This is a genomic window from Bradyrhizobium sp. USDA 372 (assembly GCF_053629095.1).
The window spans coordinates 1752721-1773168 of record NZ_JBRJHR010000001.1 but is presented as its reverse complement, the minus strand read 5'-3'; the positions used below and the strand labels follow the sequence as shown (position 1 = coordinate 1773168).

Here is a 20448-nt window from a genome sequence, read left to right as displayed (position 1 = left end):
AAGCTCGTGCCGCTGAATCCTCGTGCAAGTGGGACGGAAGGCGGGATGACGGTAGTATCTGCGAGATCGAGCGAATGGGTGAGACCGGTGACGCAACAAGACCCGGCTTCCGCAATCATCGAGATCGACCGCGTCTCGCAGGTCTTTCAGACCTCCGCGCGCAAGGATCATGTTGCGCTTTCGGAGATCTCGCTGACGATCGAGGAGGGAGCTTTCGTCTCCATCCTTGGCCCGTCCGGTTGCGGCAAGTCGACACTGCTCTACATCGTCGGCGGCTTCGTCAGTCCGACCAGGGGCGCGGCGAAGATGAAGGGGCAGGCGATTACGGGCCCCGGGCCGGATCGCGGACCGGTGTTCCAGGAATTTGCGCTGTTTCCCTGGAAGACCGTGCTGGGCAACGTGATGTATGGGCCGCGTCAGCAAGGGATTCGCGCCACTGAAGCTGAAGCGCAGAGCCGGGCCTTGATCGAGATGGTCGGCCTCAAGGGCTACGAGAACTTCTATCCCAAGGAGCTCTCGGGCGGCATGAAACAGCGCGTGGCGCTGGCGCGGACGCTTGCCTACCATCCCGAAGTGCTGCTGATGGACGAGCCGTTCGGGGCACTCGACGCTCACACCAGGACGCGCCTGCAGAACGATCTTCTGAACATCTGGGAGCGTGACCGCAAGACGGTGCTGTTCGTCACCCATTCGGTCGACGAAGCCGTCTTCCTCTCGGACAAGGTTGTCATGATGTCGAAATCGCCCGGGCGGATCCGGCAGGTCATCGACATCGACCTGCCGCGGCCGCGCCGCCGCAACGAGCTGTTGCTCGATCCGCGTTACCAGAAGTACGTCGTCGATATCGAGCGCATGTTCGATGAGAGCGACGATGCTGGCGCGCCCGCATGATGTCGCCGGCTGCCATGGTCAAGCGCGCTGCTCCGGTGCTCGCCTGCATCGGATTGCTGGTGGTGTGGCAGGTCGCGTCTCTCGCGCTCAAGAATGACAGCTTTCCCACGGCGATCGAGGCGATGCGGGCGATCCCGAGCATCCTTGGCGATAAGGAATCCCTGATCAACATCCTTGCCTCGCTGCGCCGCATGGCGATCGGGTTCGGCTTGGCCGTGCTTGTCTCGATTCCGCTTGGCCTCTTGATGGGACGCAGCGCTGCGGTCGCGGCCTTCTTCAATCCGCTGCTGATGGTGATTTATCCGGTGCCCAAGGCGGCCTTGATGCCGATCATCATGCTGTGGCTGGGCGTTGGCGACATCACGAAGACGCTGGTGATCTTCCTCGGCGTCAGCCTGCCCGTCATCTATCACAGTTTCGAAGGCGCCAAGGCCGTCGAGGAGAAGATGATGTGGTCGGGCGCAGCGATGGGGCTCTCGCCGGTGCAACGCCTGGTGCGTATCGTGCTGCCGGCGGCGCTGCCGGAAATTCTGACGGGGTGTCGTACGGGATTGGTGCTGGCGCTGATCACGATGATCACCAGCGAGATGATTGCCCGTCAGTCCGGTGCCGGGAACATCCTGTTCAACGCGCTCGACATGGGCCAATACGACACCGTCTTTGCGATGATCATCATCGTGGGGGCGATGGGAATCTGCCTCGACGCGATTTTCGAAAGGGTTCGCGCCAGGCTCGTGCGCTGGTCCGAGCCGCAGTTCGACATGCCGCTGAGTTTCTCATGATGACCCGGTTTCTCTCCCCAAATGTGGCTCTTGGGATCGCCCCGATCGTACTGGTGATCGCGCTGTGGCAAGGCTTGGTGTCCTTCGGCTTCGCGCCGGCAGTTCTGCTGCCGCCGCCAGGCTTCGTCTTCGGCCGGCTGCTTCAGCAACTCGTAACTTCGACGTTCCAGCACGAGATCGCGGCGACTCTGATCAGGCTGTTTGCCGGCTTCGCGATTGCTGTCGTGCTCGGTGTCACCATCGGCATTGCCGCCGCCGCCAATCCGGCGATCAACGCCGTGATTCGGCCGATCGTGCGCGTTCTGGCGCCTTTGCCCAAGGTCGCGCTCTATCCGGCACTGCTGCTGCTGCTCGGATTTGGCCACGGATCGAAGATTACGTTGGTGGCTGCCGATGCTCTTTTCCCGATCCTGCTCTCGACCTATTACGGTGCATCGACCGTCGAGCAGAAGCTGATCTGGTCGGCCATGGCGGCGGGAACGCCGCGCCTTGAAATTCTCTTCAAGGTGGTGCTGCCGGCGGCGATGCCGTCCATCCTGACCGGGTGCCGGATCGGCCTTGTCATTTCCTGCATCGTGGTGTTTCTGGCCGAGATGATCACGTCGACGGACGGATTGGGGCACGCGCTGGTGACTGCGGCCCGCACCTTCCAGGCGGTCGACATGTTCGTGCCGCTGATCACGATCTCGCTGCTGGGCTTGATCCTGAACGGGCTGCTGGGGGTCGTGCGCTCGTACTTGCTCCGGGGCTTCCCCGAAGCGTAACAAACAAGAATCCAGAAGACCGGGAGTGGACCATGCTGGCTGACCGCATCGAAGCAAAATGGATCGACGCGTTTTGCGAGATCTTCGAGCGTTGCGCCGTGAAAGCCGGCGATACCGCCGCGATCCTCTCGGAAACCCAGTCGCGTGCGTTGAACGTGCATCTTGCGGAACTGGCCCTGCTGCGCATGGGGGCGCGTCCGTTTCATGTGGTGATGCCAACTCCGCGTAACCGGAATATCGTCCCGGTACGCTCGACCGGGGCGAGTGAGGCGATCCAGCGGCTTGGCCCGGTCATCACCGCGCTTCAGCAGGCCGGCTTCGTAGTGGATTGCACGATCGAAGGCTTGATGCACGCGGTCGAGACGCCGGAGATCCTCAAAGCCGGCGCGCGGATCCTGGTGATTTCCAACGAGCATCCCGAAGCGCTGGAGCGCATGGTGCCGGATTCCGAGCTCGAAAAGCGTGTTCGTGCCGCGGCCAAGATGCTGCGCGGAACCAAGCGCATGCGCGTCACCTCGAAGGCAGGCACCGCTCTCGACGTCGACATGGTCGGCGCTTCCACGGTCGGTGTGTGGGGCTGGACCGACAAGCCCGGCACGCTGGCGCATTGGCCGGGTGGCATCGTCGTCAGCTTTCCCAAGAGCGGGACCATCAACGGCACGCTGGTGATGGCGCCGGGCGACATCAACCTGACCTTCAAGCGATACCTGACGTCTCCGGTGAAGATGACTCTAAAGGACGATTATGTCGTCGAGCTGGAGGGCGAAGGCACGGATGCCGCGATGATGCGTGCATATCTCGCCGCCTGGGGCGATCGCGAGGCCTATGCCGTCTCGCATGTCGGCTTCGGCATGAATCCCGGTGCGCGCTATGAGGCGCTATCCATGTACGACCAGCGCGACACCAACGGCACCGAAATCCGGGCCGTGTCCGGCAACTTCCTGTTCTCGACCGGCGCGAATGAATTCGCAGGGCGCTACACGGCGGGGCATTTCGATCTGCCGATGATGGGAACGACCATCGAGCTTGACGGCATTGCGGTCGTCCGCGAAGGCGTGCTCCAGGACGTGTTTGGTTAGTTGCGGTCGAGCACCGGGGGGCGCGCCAGGCCGAAGTGCCGGAGCAGGTCGACCATCGCCTGGAGCCGTTTCGCGCGATAGGCGTCGACATCGAGCCCGGAATAATCGAGAAAGCCTGCGCCCGTGCGCAGGCCGATCCGGCCTTCGTGCATGTTGCGTGAAATGACGTCCGGCGCCCGGTAGCGCTCGCTGCCGAGCGCGCCTTCCAGATACCTGCTCGCGTAGTAGAGAATGTCGCCGCCGCCCCAGTCGATGAATTCGAGCAGGCCGAGCACGGCGTAACGGAAGCCGAAGCCGTAGCGGATCGCCTTGTCGATCTCTTCGGCGCTGGCAACGCCCTCTTCGACCATGCGCGCAGCTTCGTTCATCGCCAGCGCCTGGATGCGGGGGACGATGAAGCCCGGTGTGGCGGCACAGACCACCGGCACCTTCCCGATGCCTTCGAGCAGCGTCTTGACCTCGTCGATGACGGCCGGGTCGGTCGCCTTGCCGGGCGAAACCTCGACCAGCGGGATCAGATAGGCCGGGTTGAGCCAATGCACATTGAGAAATCGGCGCGGGTTCACGATCGCGCCGGAGAGATCATCGACGAGGATGGTCGAGGTGGTCGACGCGATGATCGTATCCGGACCGACCTGCCTCGAGGCGGCCGCCAGCACTTCGCGCTTGAGCTCGACGACTTCAGGAACGCCTTCGAAGACCATGCCGGCTTCGGCCAACACTACGCCACTCTCGCTCGCCTGCACCACCGAGACCCGCGCAATCAGCGGATCAACATCTGCCTCGGTCAGCAGCCCCAGCTTTGACAGGCTGGCGAAGATCTTCCTGACTTCGCCGAGTGCGTCCGCCTCGAGCTTGGCAAAGTCCTCCGTGGACCGAGCCTTGATGTCGATCATCGTGACGCTGTGCCCTGCATAGGCGAAGGCAACGGCGATGCCGCGGCCCATGCGGCCAGCGCCGAGACAGGCGATATTGGCGCGATTCGTCATCGATCAGAATCCATTGCGGAGTAGGGTCTGCAATTCAGTCTTGCTGAGATCGCCGAGCCCGAGCGTCTGGAGCGTTCGGCCACCGCGCGCAAAATCTTCGCCGCAGACCGCTCCGCCGATCGAGAGAAATGCTTTGGCTAGCGGCGTATCCACGCCGGCGAGGCCGGCGACAGACACCAGCAAAGACAACCCGAGCCGCAGATCCTCCCGCATGTAGCGGTGCTCGGTCAGCACGATCCGTTCGCGCCAATCGCCGGAATCGGTCAGCCGGTCGTGCGAGCCGCGGCCATACATCCAGATCTCGCCTTCCTTCGCGTAGTGATGAGCGAGCGGAAAATGTGGCGCGCCGTAGCCGAGTGCCTCGCGCACTGCGATGCGTTCGGCGTCGAGCGCGTCGGTCACCCGGCGGATCGCGGCTTGCGTGCCTTCCTTGTGAATGTCCCAGCGCTCGAAATGTTCGATCGGCCCTGCGTTCATTACGATCAATGGCGGATGAATAATCGGGCCTGCGTTCATCAGTGCGCCCGATAGCGCGTCTCCGCACGCCTCGATCGCGTCTGGGAAAGCGCGTCCGATCACTTCGAGCGCGTGGGGCGCCCGGTCAAACGGGAACACGCCGACCGGGAGCCGCTTGGCGCGGATGGTGATTGCGACCTCGAACGGTCCGTGCTTGCGGGTCAGCCACGGAAGCGTGCCCGTTTCGGCAAAGCTGGCCTTGGCGTGGCTGCCGGCATCTCGCGCGGCCTGGGCGAAGATCATCGAGCCGAATGTCGCCGGTGGCAGAAAGATGACCTGGCCGTCGCGCAGATGCGGCGCGAGCCGGCGAGCGATATCTGCTTGCGCGAAGGCAGGAGCCGGGCACAGGATCAACTCCGTGCCGGCGACGGCGGCCGCCATGTCGGTCGTGACCAGCGCGAGTTTCACCTCGTGTCGGCCGTTGTGATCCTTGACCAGGACACGCGAGCCGGCGGCGCGATGCGCCGCGACCTGATCGGCATCGCGGCGCCAGAGCCGCACCTCATGGCCCGACAGCGCAAAATCGCCCGCGGCCGCGAAAGAGCCGTTTCCACCACCCAGAACCGCGATCTTCAAGACGTTTCTCCTTGGGCGCGCGATTGCGTATCAAGCTGCTTCAGAAGGAAATGCTGGACCTTGCCCAGCGCCGTGCGCGGCAGGTCGGTGACGAAGACGATCTCGCGCGGAACCTTGTAGCGTGCGAGCTGCGCCTGAAGATGTGTCTTCAATTCGTCCGCTTCGAGCCGGCAGCCGGGTCTCGCAATGACATAGGCGATCGGCACCTCGTCCCAGCGCGGGTCCGGCCGGCCGATCACGGCGCATTCGCTGACATCGGGGTGTTCGAGCAGGACGCGCTCGATCTCGGCCGGGTAGATGTTTTCTCCGCCCGAAATGATCATGTTCTTCTTCCGGTCGCGGACCCAGAAGTAGCCGTCGGCGTCGCATAGGCCGATATCGCCGGTGCGATACCAGCCGTCGTGCAGCGCCTCGCGCGTCGCGGCCTCGTTGCCCCAATATTCGAAGAATACGTTGGGACCACGCACCGCGATCTCGCCCGGCGTGCCCGCGGGAAGCTCGTTGCCGGCCTGGTCGATCACCTTTGCCTCGCAGCACAGGCCGGCGAGGCCGGTCGATCCCTCGCGCGAAAGATCGCCGCCAAGCCGCGTGTAGACGGCGATCGGGCAGGTTTCGGTCGAGCCATAGACCTGAAGCACTGGGACATCGCGCGCGACGAAGCGCTCGATCAGGTGCGGCGGCACGATGGTCGAGCCCGTAGCGACAGCCCTGAGTGGCGAAAGATCAGCGGTCGCCCAGGCAGGATGCTCGCTCACCGCCTGGAGGATCGCAGGAACCATCACCGTGAGCGTCGGCCGTTCTCCTCCGATGGCCGCAAGCGCGGCGTCCGGCGTGAAGCGCGCATGCACCGTGACCGTCGCGCCCAATTGGAGCGCGGGCGTGGTCTGGATGTTGAGGCCCCCGACGTGGAAGAACGGCAGCACGGTCAGCACGTGATCGTCGGATGTCATGTTGTGCATGTGCTGGCTCATGACGCCGTTCCAGAACAGCGCCTCCTGACGCAGCACCGCGCCCTTTGGCCGTCCCGTCGTGCCTGACGTGTAGACGATGAGCAGCGGGCAGGAGAGGTCGGTGTACGGATTTCGGCTCGTGCCGTCACCGCGGGCCAGCAAGTCTTCGAAGGTCGTGCCGCGGGGCGGCGTGAAATCGAGGCCGACGACGGATGTGCCCACCGCGGTCTGCCCCAGCTCGGCAAGCACTCCAGAAAACGCCTGCTCGAGCACCAGGACCTTGGCGCCGGCATCTCCGAGAATGAACAGCTGCTCGGCGACGGCCAGTCGCCAGTTCAGCGGCACCAGGATCGCGCCGAGCCGCGCACAGGCGTAGAGCAGAACCAGATATTCCGGCCGGTTCAGACTTAGAATCGCGACGCGATCGCCGCGGCCGATGCCGAGCTCCCGCTTCAAGGCGGTCGCGGTCCGTTCGATCCGTGCGGCGAATGCCGCGTAACTCAGCCGCTTGCCTTCGAAGGCGATGGCCGTCTTGTCTGGCGCGAACGCCGCGTTGCGGTCGATCAGGCTACAGAGGTCCACGGTCAGTCGTCCGTTTCACCGGCCTCGTACAGCGCTTCGCGCCCGATCCGGTCGAGGCAGAGCTCGGCGGTCCAGGGCAGCATCAACGAGCCGCAGCGGCTGTCCCGATAGATCCGCTCCAGCGGCAGCGAGCGAAGCATGGCCTGACCGCCGCAGGTGCGGATCGCGAGCGCGGCGAGCTCATTGGCGCCCTCCATTACCGAATATTGCGCGGCATAGGCGCGCAGCACCTGCTCCTTGGTCGGATTGGCGCGCGCCTCGGTCACGGCCTGGAACCAGATTGCCTTGATCTGCTCCAGCTTGATCTGCATCTGCGCCACCGCGATCTGCTTGGTCGCGTACATCCGCCGCTTGACCGGGGGCATGCCCGGGACTTCGCCGCGCAAGTAACGCACGGTGAAGTCGTAGGCGGCTTGGGCCAGGCCCATATAAGTCGGCGACAGCGTCAGGAACATGTGCGGCCAGCGCATCGCCGCCTGGAAATAGACGCCGCGCGGCATCAGCGCTGAATCTTCCGGCACGAACACGTCCTTGAACAGCAGGGTCCGCGAGACCGTGCCGCGCATGCCGAGCGGATCCCAGTCGCCGATGACGGAGACGCCTTCTGATTTGGCTGATATCGCGAGGTAGAGCGTGTTGCGGCGCGAGGCCTTCTCGCTTTGCTCGATCTCGGTGCAAAGCACGCCGTAATAGTCGGCGTGGCCCGAGAGCGAAGCAAAGATCTTCTTTCCGTTGACGATCCAACCGCCCGCGACCGGCCTCGCTTCAGTGCCAAAAGCAACGCCGCCCGCAGCGGCAGCTCCACCTTCGGAGAAGGGTTGCGAATAGATCGCACCATCCTCGACGATGCGCTTGTAGTGGACCGCGCGCCGTCGCTCATGCTCCGCACGGGTTTCCGCATCCATGTCGAGATCGTCGGCGAGGGGACCCGACCACAGGGTCGAGCAGACATGCATGTTCCAGGTCAGCGCGGTGGCGCCGCAATAGCGGCCGATCTCGGCTGCCGCCAGGGCATAGGTCTGGTAGTTGGCGCCGAGGCCGCCGTGCTTCTTGGGCACGGCGATGCCGAGCAGGCCGACGCGATGCAAATCGCGGTAATTTTCCGTCGGGAAGGTCGCCTCGCGATCGTAAGTGGCGGCGCGACCGGCAAACACGGTCTGGCCGATCTCTCTCGCGCGGGTGATGATGCCAGCCTGCTCGTCGTTCAAGCGGAATGCAGCGGGATCGAAGATCGGCGCATCCAGCGCGACCTTGTTGGTCGTCCCGATCGTCTTGCTGACTTGCATGGTCATCGCGCGGTCACCTTACGCTTTGGTCGCGAGAGAGTTCAGGAACCGGCCGAGAGCTTCGTCGAAGGCCTCGGGGCGTTCGAGATTGGCGAGATGGCCGACGCCGGTGAGCTCGACATATTCAGCCCTTGGAATAAAGGTCGCCGTCTTGGCCATCATCGGCGCCGGCGCGTTATTGTCCTTGGAGCCCGACAGCAGCAGTGTCGGGACGGAAATGTCTCCGAGCGTGCTGCGCTGATCGAAGCCGATCAGGGCCAGCATCATGGCGCGATAGCTCGCTTCGGGCACGCTCCCCATGCATTCGCGGGCAACCTCCATCCCGTTCGGATCGGGATCGTCGCCGACAAGCTCCCTCACCAGCGAAGGCGCCAGCGACTTCATCGTCTCCCCGCGATCGAGCGGTCCCAGCCGCGCTGCGATAAACGTTTTCTGCCAGTCGCCGTCCGCCTTGCCGAACGCAGGGCTGGTCTGCGCCAGCACGACTGCGCGTGCCAGTTTGGGGGACTGAGCCAGCCACTTCTGAACGATCATGCCGCCGATGGAATGGCCGACCAGAACAGGCCTGCTGACGCCGAGTTGTTCGATGAATTGCTGCAGCGCCTCCGCCAGGGCAGCGATACTGACGCTCGCAAGCGGCGTCGATCCGCCATAACTGGGCATGTCCCATGCGATCGCGCGGAAGCGCTCGCCGAATGTGGCAAGCTGCCGCCGCCAGGCTCGCGCCGCGCCGCCGATGCCGTGCAGGAAGATCAGCGGTATCGCGCCAGGATCGCCCGCGGCTTCGTAGGCGAAGCGTCCATCCTTTGTTATCATCGGCACAGGCTGTGACACGCGACATCCTTCTGCTGGCACTTCGATGCTAACAGGCCTTTCAGGGATGGGAAGCGATAATTTTATACTTAAAGCAATTTTCGGGCCGTCTCTCATGCGGCGGCATTCGCCGGCTCAGTGCCGCTCTCGTTGCAAAAACTTGAAGGTTAAAATATATCGGAAGCACGATCACGAGATCTGAGGGAGCCAGCGCATGTCCGGATTGCCGCATTCGCCGCACGCGCTGGTCACCGGTGGCGGGCGCGGCATCGGCCGAGCGATCGCTTCCTCTCTCGTCGGCGCCGGTGCGACCGTGACGGTGCTTGGCCGGAACGCGGCGGTTCTCGACGAGGCGGTCAATGCAGGTGCCGCGCACTTTGCGGCTGTCGCTGATGTCGCGAACGAAGCATCACTGAAAGCCGCGATCGCCGGGGCAAGTGCGCGCAAGCCGATCGACATCCTGGTTGCCAATGCGGGCAGCGCTGAATCGGCGCCGTTCGCGAAATCGGACGGCGCGCTCTTCAGCCGGATGATGGATGTCAATTTCATGGGCGTCGTACATGCCGTCCAGGCCGTGCTGCCGGGCATGAAGGATCGTCCCTACGGTCGCATCGTCGCGGTGGCGTCCACGGCCGGCCTCAAGGGCTACGCCTATGTCAGCGCGTATGCGGCGGCCAAGCACGCGGTTGTCGGCCTGGTGCGTTCGCTCGCCCTCGAGATGGCTGATAGCAGCGTCACCGTGAATGCGGTGTGTCCCGGCTTCACGGACACCGATCTGGTCGCCGGCAGTATCGACAATATCATGAAGAAGACCGGCCGAACCCGCGAGCAAGCGATCGCCGAGCTCGCGAAACACAATCCGCAAGGAAGACTCATCACTCCGCAGGAGGTGGCCGACGCGGTGCTCTGGCTCTGCGGCGAGGGCGCCGGTGCGATCACCGGGCAGGCGATCGCCGTTGCCGGCGGTGAAATTTAGCGTGCCTGCACAGGCACGGAACAAGAAAGCCAAGGAGATCCCATGAGCAGACCAGCCAATCCCGTTACGGTTCCGCTTGCGGATTACTCGCCGGAGCACTTCCTGCTCGCTGTGGTTGACGGCGTTGCGACGGTCACGCTCAATCGCCCCGAACGAAAGAATCCGCTGACGTTCGAGAGCTATCGGGAACTGACCGATTTCTTCCGCGCCTGCGCCTTCGACGACGCGGTCAAGTCCATCGTCGTCACGGGTGCCGGCGGCAATTTCTCGTCCGGCGGCGACGTGTTCGAGATCATCGGCCCGCTGGTGAAGATGGACACCAAGGGGCTGACCGCCTTCACGCGTATGACCGGCGATCTCGTCAAGGCGATGCGGGCGTGTCCGCAGCCGATCGTGGCCGCCGTCGAGGGCATCTGCGCCGGCGCCGGGGCGATCATCGCCATGGCATCGGACATGCGCCTTGCGGCGAGCGGGGCGAAGGTGGCGTTCCTGTTCAACAAGGTGGGGCTGGCCGGCTGCGACATGGGCGCTTGCGCCATCCTGCCGCGGATCATCGGGCAGTCCCGCGCCTCCGAGCTGCTCTACACCGGCCGGTTCATGGCCGCGGAAGAGGGCGAGCGCTGGGGCTTCTTCAGCCGCATCGTCACCGCGGAGCAGGTGCTGCCCCAGGCGCAGGTTCTGGCCGGGCAGGTCGCGGAAGGCCCGACCTTCGCCAACACCATGACCAAGCGGATGCTGGCGATGGAATGGGCGATGTCGGTGGAGGAGGCGATCGAGGCGGAGGCCGTCGCCCAAGCGCTGTGCATGACCACCGCGGATTTCGAGCGTGCCTTCGAGGCTTTCGCCAACAAGGTCAAGCCGGTATTCAGGGGCGACTGAGCCGGTCGCAATTATCTGCAGCAAATCCAGCGAGGGGGACTTGCGGGAAATTATTTTAGGCTTAAAATAGTTTTCATGGCCGGGTGAAGTGGCGAGGCTCCCATGAAAGTCGCGATCATCGGTGGCGGACCTGCGGGTCTCTATGCTGCGATCCTGCTCAAGAAGCAGCGTCCCGGCGCGGACATTGCGGTCTATGAGCGCAATCGGGCCGATGACACCTTCGGCTTCGGCGTGGTGTTCTCGGATGCGACGCTCGACAATTTCGAGAAGCACGATCTGCCGAGTTATCGCCGCATCACCCAGGAGTTCGCTTACTGGGATGACATCGCCGTGCACTTCCGCGGCACCGTGCACCGCGTTGGCGGCAACGGCTTCTGCGGCTGCTCGCGGCAGAAGCTGCTTCTGATCCTCCAGGAACGTGCACGCGAGCTGGGTGTCACCTTGCACTTCGAGGTCGATATCGACAACGAAACGCGCTTCGCCGATGCCGATCTCATCCTGCTCGCCGACGGCATCAACAGCCGTTTCCGCGAGAAATACGTCGAGCATTTCCAGCCGGAGGTCGACCTGCGCGCCAACAAGTTCGCCTGGATGGGTTCGACCAGGCCGCTTGATGCCTTCACCTTCATCTTCCAGGAGACGGAGTGGGGGCCGTTCATCGCCCATGCCTATCAGTACGAGGCCGGGCACTCGACCTGGATTTTCGAGACCGACCCTGAAACGTTCGAACGCGCCGGGCTGACGGGTCTCGACGAGGCTCAATCCGCCGCGCGGATGGCCGACATCTTCGGCTGGTTCCTCAATGGGCACAAGCTGCTGACGAACCGCTCGATGTGGCGCAACTTCCCGATGATCCGCAGCAAGCGCTGGGTCAAGGACAACATGGTGCTGCTCGGCGACGCCAAGGCGAGCGCACATTTCTCCATCGGCTCAGGCACCAAGCTCGCGATGGAAGACGCCATCGCGCTGGCCGAAGCCATGGAGAAGGCGCCCAGCATCAAGGCCGCCCTGGAGGTCTATGAGCACGGCCGCCGCGAGGAGGTCGAGAAGACGCAGCATGCCGCCGACGTTTCGCTGGTCTGGTTCGAGCATGTCGACCGCTTCTGGGATTTCGATCCGGTTCAGTTCGCCTTCGGCGTGATGACGCGCTCGAAGGCGATCACCTATGACAATCTCAAGCTCCGCGCGCCGGATTTCGTGGCGGAGGTCGACAAGTCGTTTGCGAGGCAGGTGCGCAGCAGCGGCTTCGATGTCGACACCAACCGGCCGATGGTGCCGCTGTTTCAGCCGTTCCGCCTGCGTGAGATGAAGCTCGCCAACCGCGCCGTGATGTCGCCGATGTGCATGTACTCGGCGAAGGAAGGTGTGCCGACTGATTTCCACCTGGTGCATTACGGCTCGCGCGCGATCGGCGGCGCCGGCCTCATCTTCACCGAGATGACCTGCGTCAGCCGTGAGGCCCGGATCACGCCCGGCTGCACTGGTCTGTGGAACGACGAGCAGGAGGCCGCCTGGCGTCGCATCGTGGATTTCGTCCACGGCAACTCGGCCGCAAAGATCTGCCTGCAACTGGGCCACGCCGGCCGCAAGGGCGCGACCAAATTGATGTGGGACGGCATGGACCGTCCTTTGGAGGAGGGCGGCTGGGAGATCATTTCGGCATCGCCGCTGCCCTATTTCCCCGACAGCCAGGTGCCGCGCGAGCTCGACCGCGCCGGCATGAATGCGGTGAGGGACGCTTTCGTCGCGGCGGCCGAGCGCGGCGAGCGCTGCGGCTTCGACATGCTCGAATTGCACAGCGCCCACGGCTATCTGCTCGCGAGCTTCATCTCCCCTCTGACCAACACCCGGACGGACGAATATGGCGGCTCGCTCGCCAACCGTCTGCGGTTCCCGCTCGAGATCTTCGAGGCTTTACGCGCGGTCTGGCCGTCGCACAAGCCGATGTCGGTGCGCATCTCGGCGACCGATTGGGCGGACGGCGGCATCACCGGCGATGATGCGGTCGCCATCGCACGCGCTTTTGCCGAGGCCGGCGTCGATCTCGTCGACGTCTCGACCGGCCAGACCGTGCGCCATTCGCAGCCGGTCTACGGACGCATGTTCCAAACGCCCTTCTCCGACCAGGTCCGCAACGAGGCGCGGGTCGCCACGATGTGCGTCGGCAACATCACCACGGCGGACCAGGCCAACACCATTCTGGCCGCCGGCCGGGCCGATCTCGTTGCCCTCGGCCGTCCCCATCTCGTCGACCCCTTCTTCACCATGAAGGCGGCGGCCTGGTACGGGGCAAACGACGCCTTCTGTCCCCCGCAATATCTGCCCGGAAAAGATCAGATTTTCCGCAACAGCGTGCGCGACCGGCAGGATCTCGAGGAGCTGAGAATTAAGGCTAAGCCCAAGACCCGGGCCGAGCTCAAGGCGGAGGCGACAAAGCCGCTTGCGGCGGAGTGACTGCCCGTGCGACGTTAACTCAATTGCCTGTGTTTCGAGTGGAGTTAGGGCGATGAAGGCGATTATCGTCGGTGGCGGTATCGGTGGTCTCACCACGGCATTGATGTTCCGCTCGCGCGGCCTGGATTGCGAGATCTTCGAGCAGGCCGACACCATTCGCGAGCTCGGCGTCGGCATCAACACGCTGCCGCATGCCATGCGGGAGTTGGCCGGCCTCGGCCTGTTGCAGAAGCTCGACGACGTCGCTGTTCGCACCGACCAACTCTACTATCTCAATCGCCACGGCCAGGAGGTCTGGCGCGAAGCCCGCGGCATCGACGCCGGCCACGACGTGCCGCAATTCTCGATCCATCGCGGCCGCCTTCAGGCCGTCATCCATCGCGCCGTCGAGGAGCGGTTGGGCCGCGAGGCGATCCACACCGGCTGCCGGCTCGGCGCCTTCACGCAGGACGAGGGCGGCGTCACCGCTTACTTCTTCGATCGCTCCGGCGCCCATGTCCACACCGCGCGAGGCGATATCCTGATCGGTGCCGACGGCATTCACTCGCGCGTCCGCGAGACGCTGTTTCCGAACGAAGGGCCGCCGTGCTGGAATGGCCTCATGCTGTGGCGCGGTGCGCGTGACTGGCCGCTGTTCCTCACCGGCAAATCGATGATCGTGGCCGGCGGTCTCAATGCCAAGGTGGTGATCTATCCGATCGCGGAAGGATCGAGCCCGGCGAGCCGCCTGACCAATTGGGCGGTGCTGGTGAAAGTAGGCGAGGGCAACGCGCCGCCGCCGCGGAAAGAGGACTGGTCGCGGCCGGGCCGCCGCGAAGAGCTGATGCCGCATGTGGCACGCTTCTCGGTGCCTTATATCGACGTGAAGAGCCTGATCTCGGCAACGCCCGAATTCTACGAATATCCGACCTGCGATCGCGATCCCTTGCCATATTGGTCATCGGGCAGGGTCACGCTGCTCGGCGACGCCGCGCATCCGATGTATCCGGTGGGGTCGAACGGCGCCTCGCAGGCCATTCTCGACGCGCGCTGCCTTGCGGATGCGCTGGTGCGCGCCGAACACCCGCGTCAGGCCTTGCTCGAGTACGAGAAGAAGCGCCTGCCGATGACGGCCGAGATCGTCCGCTCCAACCGGCGCGGGGGCCCCGAGGGCGTCATCGACGCCGTCGAGCAGCTCGCGCCCGACGGTTTCGACAATGTCGACAACGTCCTGAGCTATTCCCAGCGCGAGGCCATCGTGCGCGGCTATGCCACCAAGGCGGGCTTCGCCGCGGTGCCGGGTCTTGCGGCGGTGCGCGCCTGACGCGCGCCGCTAGCCGCCGGGCGGCGGCGGAAGGAAGTGGATGTTGAACTCGGCGGCCATCGCCACGACGTCCTCCGGCTTCTGCTCCTTCATGTTGTGAAGACCCCAGAACAGGTCGAACAGCTTGCGGCTCGGCGAGACCCAGAACAGCACCTTGGCGGTCTGCTCCGACTTGTTGAAGATGCCGTGCGGCACGCCCATGCCGAGGCGGATCAGGTCGCCCGCGGTTGCCTGCGCCTCTGAATTGCCCAGCACGAAATCCAGCTTTCCCTCCAGCATGTAGAGATATTCATCCTGGTCGGGATGAATGTGCGGCGGCACGAAGGTGCCCGGCGGCAGCGTCGCGTGCCAGGAGAAGCTGTTCTCGGCGTAGCTCTTCGGCACGTAGGTCTGGCCGAGGATGTTCCAGGAAATGCCCTGGATTCCCTCATTGGCCCGCGTGATGCCGGTGATTTCGCTCTTCATTGCAGTCCTCCCGTAACGCGCTGCGCGGCTCTTGTTAGAGCATGATCATGTTCGGAAAACCGCTGCGCATTTTGCGCTACCGCGGCCCTTCGGGTCCGATCATGCTCAGTTCGTCGCCTTGCAGTCCTTGGCATAGCGGTCGCCGTAATTCTCGAACACCTTCTGCACGATCTCGGTCTGGAACTTGCCGTCCGGACGCTTGGCGACCTTGGTCAGGTAGAAATCCTGGATCGGATAATTGTTGTGGTTGAACTTGAAGGCCCCGCGCAGCGAGGTGAAGTCGGCCTTCTTCAACGCGGCGCCAACGGCGTCCTTGTTGGAAAGGTCGCCCTTCACGGCCTTGACGGCGCTGTCGATCAGCATCGCGGTGTCGTAGGCCTGGGAGGCGTAAGTGCCGGGAACGCTATTGTAGGCGGCCTCGTAGGCGGCAACGAACTTCTTGTTCTGGGGATTGTCGAGGTTGGGTGCCCAGTTCGCGCCGCCGAACATGCCGACCGCCGCATCCTGCTGCGCCGGCAGGGTCGATTCATCGACAGTGAAGGCCGACAGCACTGGAATGGTATCGGCGAGCCCGGCCTGCCGGTACTGCTTGACGAGATTGACGCCGAGGCCGCCCGGCATGAACGTGAACAGTGCATCGGGCTTCTGTGAGGAAATCTTGGAGAGCTCCGGCTGGAAATCCAGCGTGTTCAGCGGCATGTAGGATTCCTCGACGATCTCGCCCTTGTAGTCGAGCTTGAAGCCCGCCACCGAATCCTTGCCGGCCTGATAGTTCGGCACCATCAGGTACATGCGCTTGTAGCCGCGATCCTGCGCGACCTTGCCGAGGATCTCGTGCACCTGATCGTTCTGATAGGACGTCACATAGAAGAACGGGTTGCAGTCCTTGCCGGCGAATGTCGAGGGGCCGGCATTGGGGCTGATTAGGAACGTCTTCGATTCCGTGATGGGCCGGTGGATGGCCTGGAGGATGTTGGAGAAGATCGGCCCGACCACGAAGTCGACCTTCTCGCGCTCCAGAAGGCCCTTCACCTTGGTCACCGCTGCATCCGGCTTCAGCTCGTCGTCGACGACGACGAGCTCGACGTCGCGGCCGCCCATCTTGCTGCCGAGGTCCTTCACGGCGAGCGCGAAGCCGTCGCGAACCTGCTGGCCCAGCGCTGCGGCGGGTCCCGACAGGGTCACGATCACACCGAGCTTGATTTTTTCCTGGGCGAGGGCAGGGGTGGCCACGGTGCCGAGCAGCATCGCGGCTGCGGCCAAGGTCATTTGCGTCTTCATGATCTGTCCCTCGTGACGACTGGCTTGCGCTGCAAGCCACGTACTCCAATCCAAAGCTTATGCCGATGACGGCCGCCGCGGCAAGCCGAGCGCGAGGCGTCGCATCCTGCGGGCAGCGGTGCATGCAAGCGGCGCGCCAATTATTTGAAGCCTAAAGAAATCGGCGTGCGGTCGATTGTTGCAGCTTTGGACTTGCAGCCGGCCCGGATTTATTTGAAGCTCAAAATGTTGGGGAATCCGTGCCGGCGCCAATGCCGGCCGTGAGTGGCTGCATCGACATGCTCGATTCCGAGACCAAGGCCGTCGAAACACCGGAGGACCATGCCGAAGAGCTTCGGCTGTGGCTGCGGCTCTTGACCTGCACGACGCTGATCGAGGGCGAGGTGCGCGGCCGGCTGCGGCAGCGGTTCGACGTCACGCTGCCGCGCTTCGACCTGATGGCGCAGCTCGACAAGGCGCCTGACGGCATGACGCTCTCCGATGTCTCCAAGCGCATGATGGTGTCGAACGGCAATGTGACCGGGCTCGTGGAGCGGTTGGTGGAATCAGGTCATCTCGACCGGCGGACCTCGGAGACCGACCGTCGCGTCCAGGTGATCCGGCTGACCAAGCTCGGGCGTGCCGAGTTCCGCAGGATGGCCGCCGAGCACGAGGCCTGGATCGCCGATCTGTTCGCCGACCTCTCGCCGAAGGACGTGCGCGAACTGATGCGCCTCCTCGCCAAGACCAAGGCGTCCGCGCAGAAATCGGCCGCCCGCCGCCGGCCCTGACCGTGCGGGCGCGACAGGCCGCCCACCCCTTTCCCGCATGAAAAAGCACGGGATGCCTAAAATCCCCTATTGCGCGAAATTGTTTTAAGCCTAAAATGTTTTCCAGATCGTGCTGCCGGGTGCAATCCATGCTGAAAGGAGCGTGCGATGGCCAACGCCGCCAAGATTCAAGTAACGGGCTCGTCTGACGGCAGCGCCGCGACGGCCCATGTCGATACGTTCGCGCGGCAACACCTGCCGCCGCGCGAGCTTTGGCCCGAATTCATCTTCACGCGGCCGGAGCTGCACTATCCACCGCGACTGAACTGCGTCAGCTATTTCCTCGATCGCTGGGTCGAGCAGGGCCAGGGCGATGCCCCTTGCGTCATCAGCCCAGCCGTCAGCTACACCTATCGCGAGCTGCAGGCGCTGGTGAACCGCATCGCCAATGTGCTGGTTGGCAAGCTCGGTCTCATCACCGGCGGGCGCGTGCTGTTGCGCTCGGCCAACAACCCGATGATGGTTGCGACCTATCTCGCTGTGATCAAGGCCGGCGGGATTTGCGTCGCGACGATGCCGCTGTTGCGCGCCAAGGAGCTGTCCTATCCGATTCAGAAGGCGGAGATCACGCTGGCGCTGTGCGACGGAAAGCTCGCCGAGGAAATGGAGAAGGCGAAAGCCGCAGCGCCCGGCCTCAAACACGTGGTCTATTGGGGCAATGGCGCGGCGGATTCGCTCGAAGCGCTGATCGCCGATGCCAGCCCTGACTTCAAGGCCGTCGATACCGCCGCCGACGATATCTGTCTGATCGCATTCACCTCGGGCACGACCGGCGATCCCAAGGGCACCATGCATTTCCACCGCGACATGCTCGCGGTCTGTGACGGTTACGCACGCAACATCCTGCGCGCCGAGCAAAAGGATCGCTTCGTCGGCTCGGCCCCGCTCGCCTTCACCTTCGGCTTCGGCGGCGTGCTGTTTCCGATGCATATCGGCGCCTCCTTTGTCGTGCTGGAGAAGACGACGCCGGACGACATTCTGAATGCGATCGAGCAGTACAAGACCACGGTCTGCTTCACGGCGCCGACCGCATACCGCGCCATGCTCGGCAAGCTCGCGGGCCGCGACATTTCTTCGCTCCGCAAATGCGTCTCCGCGGGCGAGACCCTTCCCAAGCCGACATTCGATGCCTGGCTCAAGGCGACCGGGATTAAGCTGTTGGACGGCATCGGTTCGACCGAGATGCTGCACATCTTCATCAGCGCGACCGAGGACGAGATCCGCCCCGGCGCCACCGGCAAGCCCGTGCCGGGCTATGAAGCCAAGGTCGTCGATGATGAGGGCCGCGATGTGCCGCCGGGAACGATGGGCCGTCTCGCCGTGCGCGGGCCGACCGGCTGCCGCTATCTGGCCGACGAGCGGCAGCGGAAATACGTCCAGAACGGCTGGAACATCACCGGCGACACCTATTTGATGGATAGCGACGGCTATTTCTGGTACCAGTCGCGCTCCGACGACATGATCGTGTCGGCCGGCTACAACATCGCGGGGACTGACGTCGAAGCGGCGCTGCTCACGCATCCGGCGGTCGCCGAATGCGGTGTGGTCGGTGCGCCCGACGAGGCCCGCGGCATGATCGTGAAGGCCTATGTCATTGCCGCGCCCGGCGTGACGCCTGACGCTCAGCTGGTGGCCGAGTTGCAGGAGCATGTCAAACGCGAGATCGCGCCGTACAAATATCCACGCGCCATCGAGTTCGTGGCGCAATTGCCGAAGACTGAGACCGGCAAGCTGAAGCGCTTTGCCCTGCGGCAGCTGGCGCAGGCCGCAGTGACGTCCTCGGGCGTCGCCGCGGAATGAGAGAAGGATAGAGAATTGTCAGTGACGACGCCGAAAAGCCCGCAACTCGCGGTGCTGCCGACCGCAGCCGAGGATGGAACGCGCATCAAGGCGCAGATCCTGCAGCCGTCAGGCTGGCCGCTGCCGAAGGGCTATGCCAACGGCATCGCTGCCGAGGGACGCATCGTCGTCACCGGCGGGGTGATCGGCTGGGACGCGGAGGAGCGTCTTGCGGACGGCTTCGTCGCGCAGGTGCGCCAGACCCTCGACAACATCGCCGCGATCCTGGCCGAGGCCGGTGCCCGGCCCGAGCACCTCGTGCGGCTGACCTGGTACGTCGTCGACATGGACGAGTACCTGGCCAATCTGAAGGAGCTCGGCAAGGTCTACCGCGACGTCTTCGGAGCGCACTATCCGGCGATGGCCCTGGTTCAGGTCGTCCGCCTCGTCGAGAAGGCGGCGCGCGTCGAGATCGAAGCCACCGCCGTCATTCCGAGCTGAATTCTGCCGCGATCAGCTTGCCCTGATCAGCTCGCTTTGGCGAGTTCGTCGTCTTCGGGCGAGTTGAGATAGATGCCGGACAGGGTGTCGACCCAGCACAGATGGTCGTGTACCTTCTTCACGCCCTCGACGTTCTCCGCAGCGACGACCGCGGCCTGACGTGTGCGCTCTTCGGTGATGACGCCGCTGAGATGAACGATCCCGTCACGCACGATGACGTTCAGCCCGAACGGGCACCAATCGTTCCTCTCCATGGTCTCGATGATGCGGCTGCGAATGTGATCGTCATCGGCGGTCGGATCCGGCACGTCGCGGGCCAGCCCCGCCACCGCCTGCAACAGATTGGCGCGGGACACGATCCCGACGACCTTGTCGCCGCGCACGACCGGCAGCCGCTTGACGTTGTTCCGCTCCATGAGATCGACGATCTCCGCGAGCGCGGTGTCCTCCGTGATGGTCACGGGCGAGTCGGTCATCACTTCCGAGACCTTGCGGCCGTGCTCGTGGACGAAGTCGCTGGCGGATTTGCCCGGACCCAGGATGAACCGCAGCCATCGCCCGCGCTTGCGCCCGGTGCCGATTTCGCTGCGGCGGATGAAATCTCCCTCCGACACCACGCCGATCAACTTGCCGGTATCGTCGACTACGGTGAGGCCGCTGACATGTCGCTTCAGCATGATGTTGGCCGCTTCGACGATGCTGGTGTCGGGGGTGACCGAGATGACCGATCGGGTCATGATCTGGTGGGCGCGCATGGACAACTCCGCTGGCAT

Annotated in this window: 19 protein-coding genes; 11 read left to right on the top strand and 8 right to left on the bottom strand. The window is 64.1% G+C overall.

Annotated elements, in window-relative coordinates; translation table 11 throughout:
- Positions 1-45: 45 nt before the first annotated feature.
- From AB7M16_RS08630 to AB7M16_RS08615, 4 genes are read left to right on the top strand one after another with little or no spacing between them, the layout of a single operon-like run.
- Positions 46-891 carry an ABC transporter ATP-binding protein gene (locus AB7M16_RS08630; RefSeq protein ID WP_453943659.1) on the top strand — a complete coding sequence of 282 codons (846 nt, stop codon included), beginning with the start codon at positions 46-48 and terminating at the stop codon, positions 889-891.
- The gene (locus tag AB7M16_RS08625) at positions 888-1673 is read left to right on the top strand and encodes an ABC transporter permease (protein ID WP_212255419.1); all 786 of its coding nucleotides are present in this window, start codon (positions 888-890) and stop codon (positions 1671-1673) included. The genes AB7M16_RS08630 and AB7M16_RS08625 overlap by 4 nt, the downstream gene beginning before the upstream one ends.
- The gene (locus AB7M16_RS08620) at positions 1673-2437 is read left to right on the top strand and encodes an ABC transporter permease subunit (protein WP_433996057.1); all 765 of its coding nucleotides are present in this window, start codon (positions 1673-1675) and stop codon (positions 2435-2437) included. Before AB7M16_RS08625 ends, AB7M16_RS08620 begins: the two co-directional genes overlap by 1 nt.
- 32 nt (positions 2438-2469) lie before the next feature.
- The gene (locus AB7M16_RS08615; RefSeq protein WP_453943658.1) at positions 2470-3516 is read left to right on the top strand and encodes a peptidase M29; all 1047 of its coding nucleotides are present in this window, start codon (positions 2470-2472) and stop codon (positions 3514-3516) included.
- On the opposite strand, the gene AB7M16_RS08610 is transcribed toward AB7M16_RS08615, so the two are convergent.
- Genes AB7M16_RS08610 through AB7M16_RS08590 form a run of 5 tightly spaced genes read right to left on the bottom strand, consistent with a single transcriptional unit; the run spans position 3513 to position 9249 of the window.
- On the bottom strand, positions 3513-4505 hold the full coding sequence (locus tag AB7M16_RS08610) for a 3-hydroxybutyryl-CoA dehydrogenase (protein ID WP_453943657.1): 993 nt from the start codon (positions 4503-4505) through the stop codon (positions 3513-3515). The two genes, AB7M16_RS08615 and AB7M16_RS08610, sit on opposite strands and share 4 nt — an antisense overlap.
- A gap of 3 nt (positions 4506-4508) precedes the next feature.
- The gene (locus tag AB7M16_RS08605; protein ID WP_453943656.1) at positions 4509-5597 is read right to left on the bottom strand and encodes an NAD/NADP octopine/nopaline dehydrogenase family protein; all 1089 of its coding nucleotides are present in this window, start codon (positions 5595-5597) and stop codon (positions 4509-4511) included.
- Positions 5594-7129, bottom strand: coding sequence for a class I adenylate-forming enzyme family protein (locus tag AB7M16_RS08600; protein ID WP_453943655.1), 1536 nt, complete (start codon positions 7127-7129; stop codon positions 5594-5596). The genes AB7M16_RS08605 and AB7M16_RS08600 overlap by 4 nt, the downstream gene beginning before the upstream one ends.
- Before the next feature lie 2 nt (positions 7130-7131).
- Entirely contained in the window at positions 7132-8421 is a 1290-nt protein-coding gene (locus AB7M16_RS08595) for an acyl-CoA dehydrogenase family protein (protein WP_453943654.1), read from the bottom strand.
- A gap of 12 nt (positions 8422-8433) precedes the next feature.
- Positions 8434-9249, bottom strand: a complete 816-nt coding sequence (locus AB7M16_RS08590; RefSeq protein WP_453947141.1) for an alpha/beta fold hydrolase — start codon at positions 9247-9249, stop codon at positions 8434-8436.
- A gap of 193 nt (positions 9250-9442) precedes the next feature.
- Here AB7M16_RS08590 and AB7M16_RS08585 point away from each other — a divergent pair, with 193 nt between their 5' ends.
- From AB7M16_RS08585 to AB7M16_RS08570, 4 genes are all read left to right on the top strand, one after another.
- The gene (locus tag AB7M16_RS08585) at positions 9443-10204 is read left to right on the top strand and encodes an SDR family NAD(P)-dependent oxidoreductase (RefSeq protein WP_453943653.1); all 762 of its coding nucleotides are present in this window, start codon (positions 9443-9445) and stop codon (positions 10202-10204) included.
- A gap of 42 nt (positions 10205-10246) precedes the next feature.
- Positions 10247-11083 (top strand): enoyl-CoA hydratase family protein, encoded by an 837-nt coding sequence (locus AB7M16_RS08580; RefSeq protein ID WP_453943652.1) that lies wholly within the window; start codon positions 10247-10249, stop codon positions 11081-11083.
- A 102-nt stretch (positions 11084-11185) separates the two neighbouring features.
- A complete protein-coding gene (locus tag AB7M16_RS08575) occupies positions 11186-13537 on the top strand; it encodes a bifunctional salicylyl-CoA 5-hydroxylase/oxidoreductase (protein WP_212255433.1) in 2352 nt (783 codons plus the stop codon).
- Between the two features lie 52 nt (positions 13538-13589).
- Positions 13590-14840, top strand: a complete 1251-nt coding sequence (locus AB7M16_RS08570) for a flavin-dependent oxidoreductase (RefSeq protein ID WP_172785429.1) — start codon at positions 13590-13592, stop codon at positions 14838-14840.
- 9 nt (positions 14841-14849) lie between these two features.
- Here the strand turns inward: AB7M16_RS08570 and AB7M16_RS08565 are convergent, their stop codons facing one another.
- Positions 14850-15305 carry a cupin domain-containing protein gene (locus tag AB7M16_RS08565; protein WP_018643141.1) on the bottom strand — a complete coding sequence of 152 codons (456 nt, stop codon included), beginning with the start codon at positions 15303-15305 and terminating at the stop codon, positions 14850-14852.
- A gap of 105 nt (positions 15306-15410) precedes the next feature.
- The gene (locus AB7M16_RS08560) at positions 15411-16586 is read right to left on the bottom strand and encodes an ABC transporter substrate-binding protein (protein ID WP_172785428.1); all 1176 of its coding nucleotides are present in this window, start codon (positions 16584-16586) and stop codon (positions 15411-15413) included.
- A gap of 251 nt (positions 16587-16837) precedes the next feature.
- Between AB7M16_RS08560 and AB7M16_RS08555 the strand changes: the two genes are divergently transcribed.
- The 3 genes from AB7M16_RS08555 to AB7M16_RS08545 all read left to right on the top strand — a co-directional run bounded on the left by AB7M16_RS08555 (position 16838) and on the right by AB7M16_RS08545 (position 19675).
- Entirely contained in the window at positions 16838-17356 is a 519-nt protein-coding gene (locus AB7M16_RS08555) for a MarR family winged helix-turn-helix transcriptional regulator (RefSeq protein WP_172785427.1), read from the top strand.
- 147 nt (positions 17357-17503) lie between these two features.
- The gene (locus tag AB7M16_RS08550; protein WP_453943651.1) at positions 17504-19195 is read left to right on the top strand and encodes a benzoate-CoA ligase family protein; all 1692 of its coding nucleotides are present in this window, start codon (positions 17504-17506) and stop codon (positions 19193-19195) included.
- Positions 19196-19216: 21 nt separating this feature from the next.
- Positions 19217-19675, top strand: a complete 459-nt coding sequence (locus tag AB7M16_RS08545) for a RidA family protein (protein ID WP_373569536.1) — start codon at positions 19217-19219, stop codon at positions 19673-19675.
- A 26-nt stretch (positions 19676-19701) separates the two neighbouring features.
- Here AB7M16_RS08545 and AB7M16_RS08540 read toward each other — a convergent pair whose 3' ends face one another.
- Positions 19702-20430, bottom strand: a complete 729-nt coding sequence (locus AB7M16_RS08540) for a CBS domain-containing protein (protein ID WP_172785424.1) — start codon at positions 20428-20430, stop codon at positions 19702-19704.
- Between the last annotated feature and the right edge of the window lie 18 nt (positions 20431-20448).

What these genes read in the sequence shown, in the direction of transcription:
- AB7M16_RS08540 (WP_172785424.1), bottom strand. Translation starts at nt 20,430, where the DNA reads ATGCGCGCCCACCAGATCATGACCCGATCGGTCATCTCGGTCACCCCC.
- AB7M16_RS08610 (WP_453943657.1), bottom strand. Translation starts at nt 4,505, where the DNA reads ATGACGAATCGCGCCAATATCGCCTGTCTCGGCGCTGGCCGCATGGGC.
- AB7M16_RS08555 (WP_172785427.1), top strand. Translation starts at nt 16,838, where the DNA reads ATGCCGGCCGTGAGTGGCTGCATCGACATGCTCGATTCCGAGACCAAG.
- AB7M16_RS08620 (WP_433996057.1), top strand. Translation starts at nt 1,673, where the DNA reads ATGACCCGGTTTCTCTCCCCAAATGTGGCTCTTGGGATCGCCCCGATC.
- AB7M16_RS08630 (WP_453943659.1), top strand. Translation starts at nt 46, where the DNA reads ATGACGGTAGTATCTGCGAGATCGAGCGAATGGGTGAGACCGGTGACG.
- AB7M16_RS08570 (WP_172785429.1), top strand. Translation starts at nt 13,590, where the DNA reads ATGAAGGCGATTATCGTCGGTGGCGGTATCGGTGGTCTCACCACGGCA.
- AB7M16_RS08585 (WP_453943653.1), top strand. Translation starts at nt 9,443, where the DNA reads ATGTCCGGATTGCCGCATTCGCCGCACGCGCTGGTCACCGGTGGCGGG.
- AB7M16_RS08580 (WP_453943652.1), top strand. Translation starts at nt 10,247, where the DNA reads ATGAGCAGACCAGCCAATCCCGTTACGGTTCCGCTTGCGGATTACTCG.
- AB7M16_RS08575 (WP_212255433.1), top strand. Translation starts at nt 11,186, where the DNA reads ATGAAAGTCGCGATCATCGGTGGCGGACCTGCGGGTCTCTATGCTGCG.
- AB7M16_RS08625 (WP_212255419.1), top strand. Translation starts at nt 888, where the DNA reads ATGATGTCGCCGGCTGCCATGGTCAAGCGCGCTGCTCCGGTGCTCGCC.
- AB7M16_RS08550 (WP_453943651.1), top strand. Translation starts at nt 17,504, where the DNA reads ATGGCCAACGCCGCCAAGATTCAAGTAACGGGCTCGTCTGACGGCAGC.
- AB7M16_RS08595 (WP_453943654.1), bottom strand. Translation starts at nt 8,421, where the DNA reads ATGACCATGCAAGTCAGCAAGACGATCGGGACGACCAACAAGGTCGCG.
- AB7M16_RS08615 (WP_453943658.1), top strand. Translation starts at nt 2,470, where the DNA reads ATGCTGGCTGACCGCATCGAAGCAAAATGGATCGACGCGTTTTGCGAG.
- AB7M16_RS08565 (WP_018643141.1), bottom strand. Translation starts at nt 15,305, where the DNA reads ATGAAGAGCGAAATCACCGGCATCACGCGGGCCAATGAGGGAATCCAG.
- AB7M16_RS08560 (WP_172785428.1), bottom strand. Translation starts at nt 16,586, where the DNA reads ATGAAGACGCAAATGACCTTGGCCGCAGCCGCGATGCTGCTCGGCACC.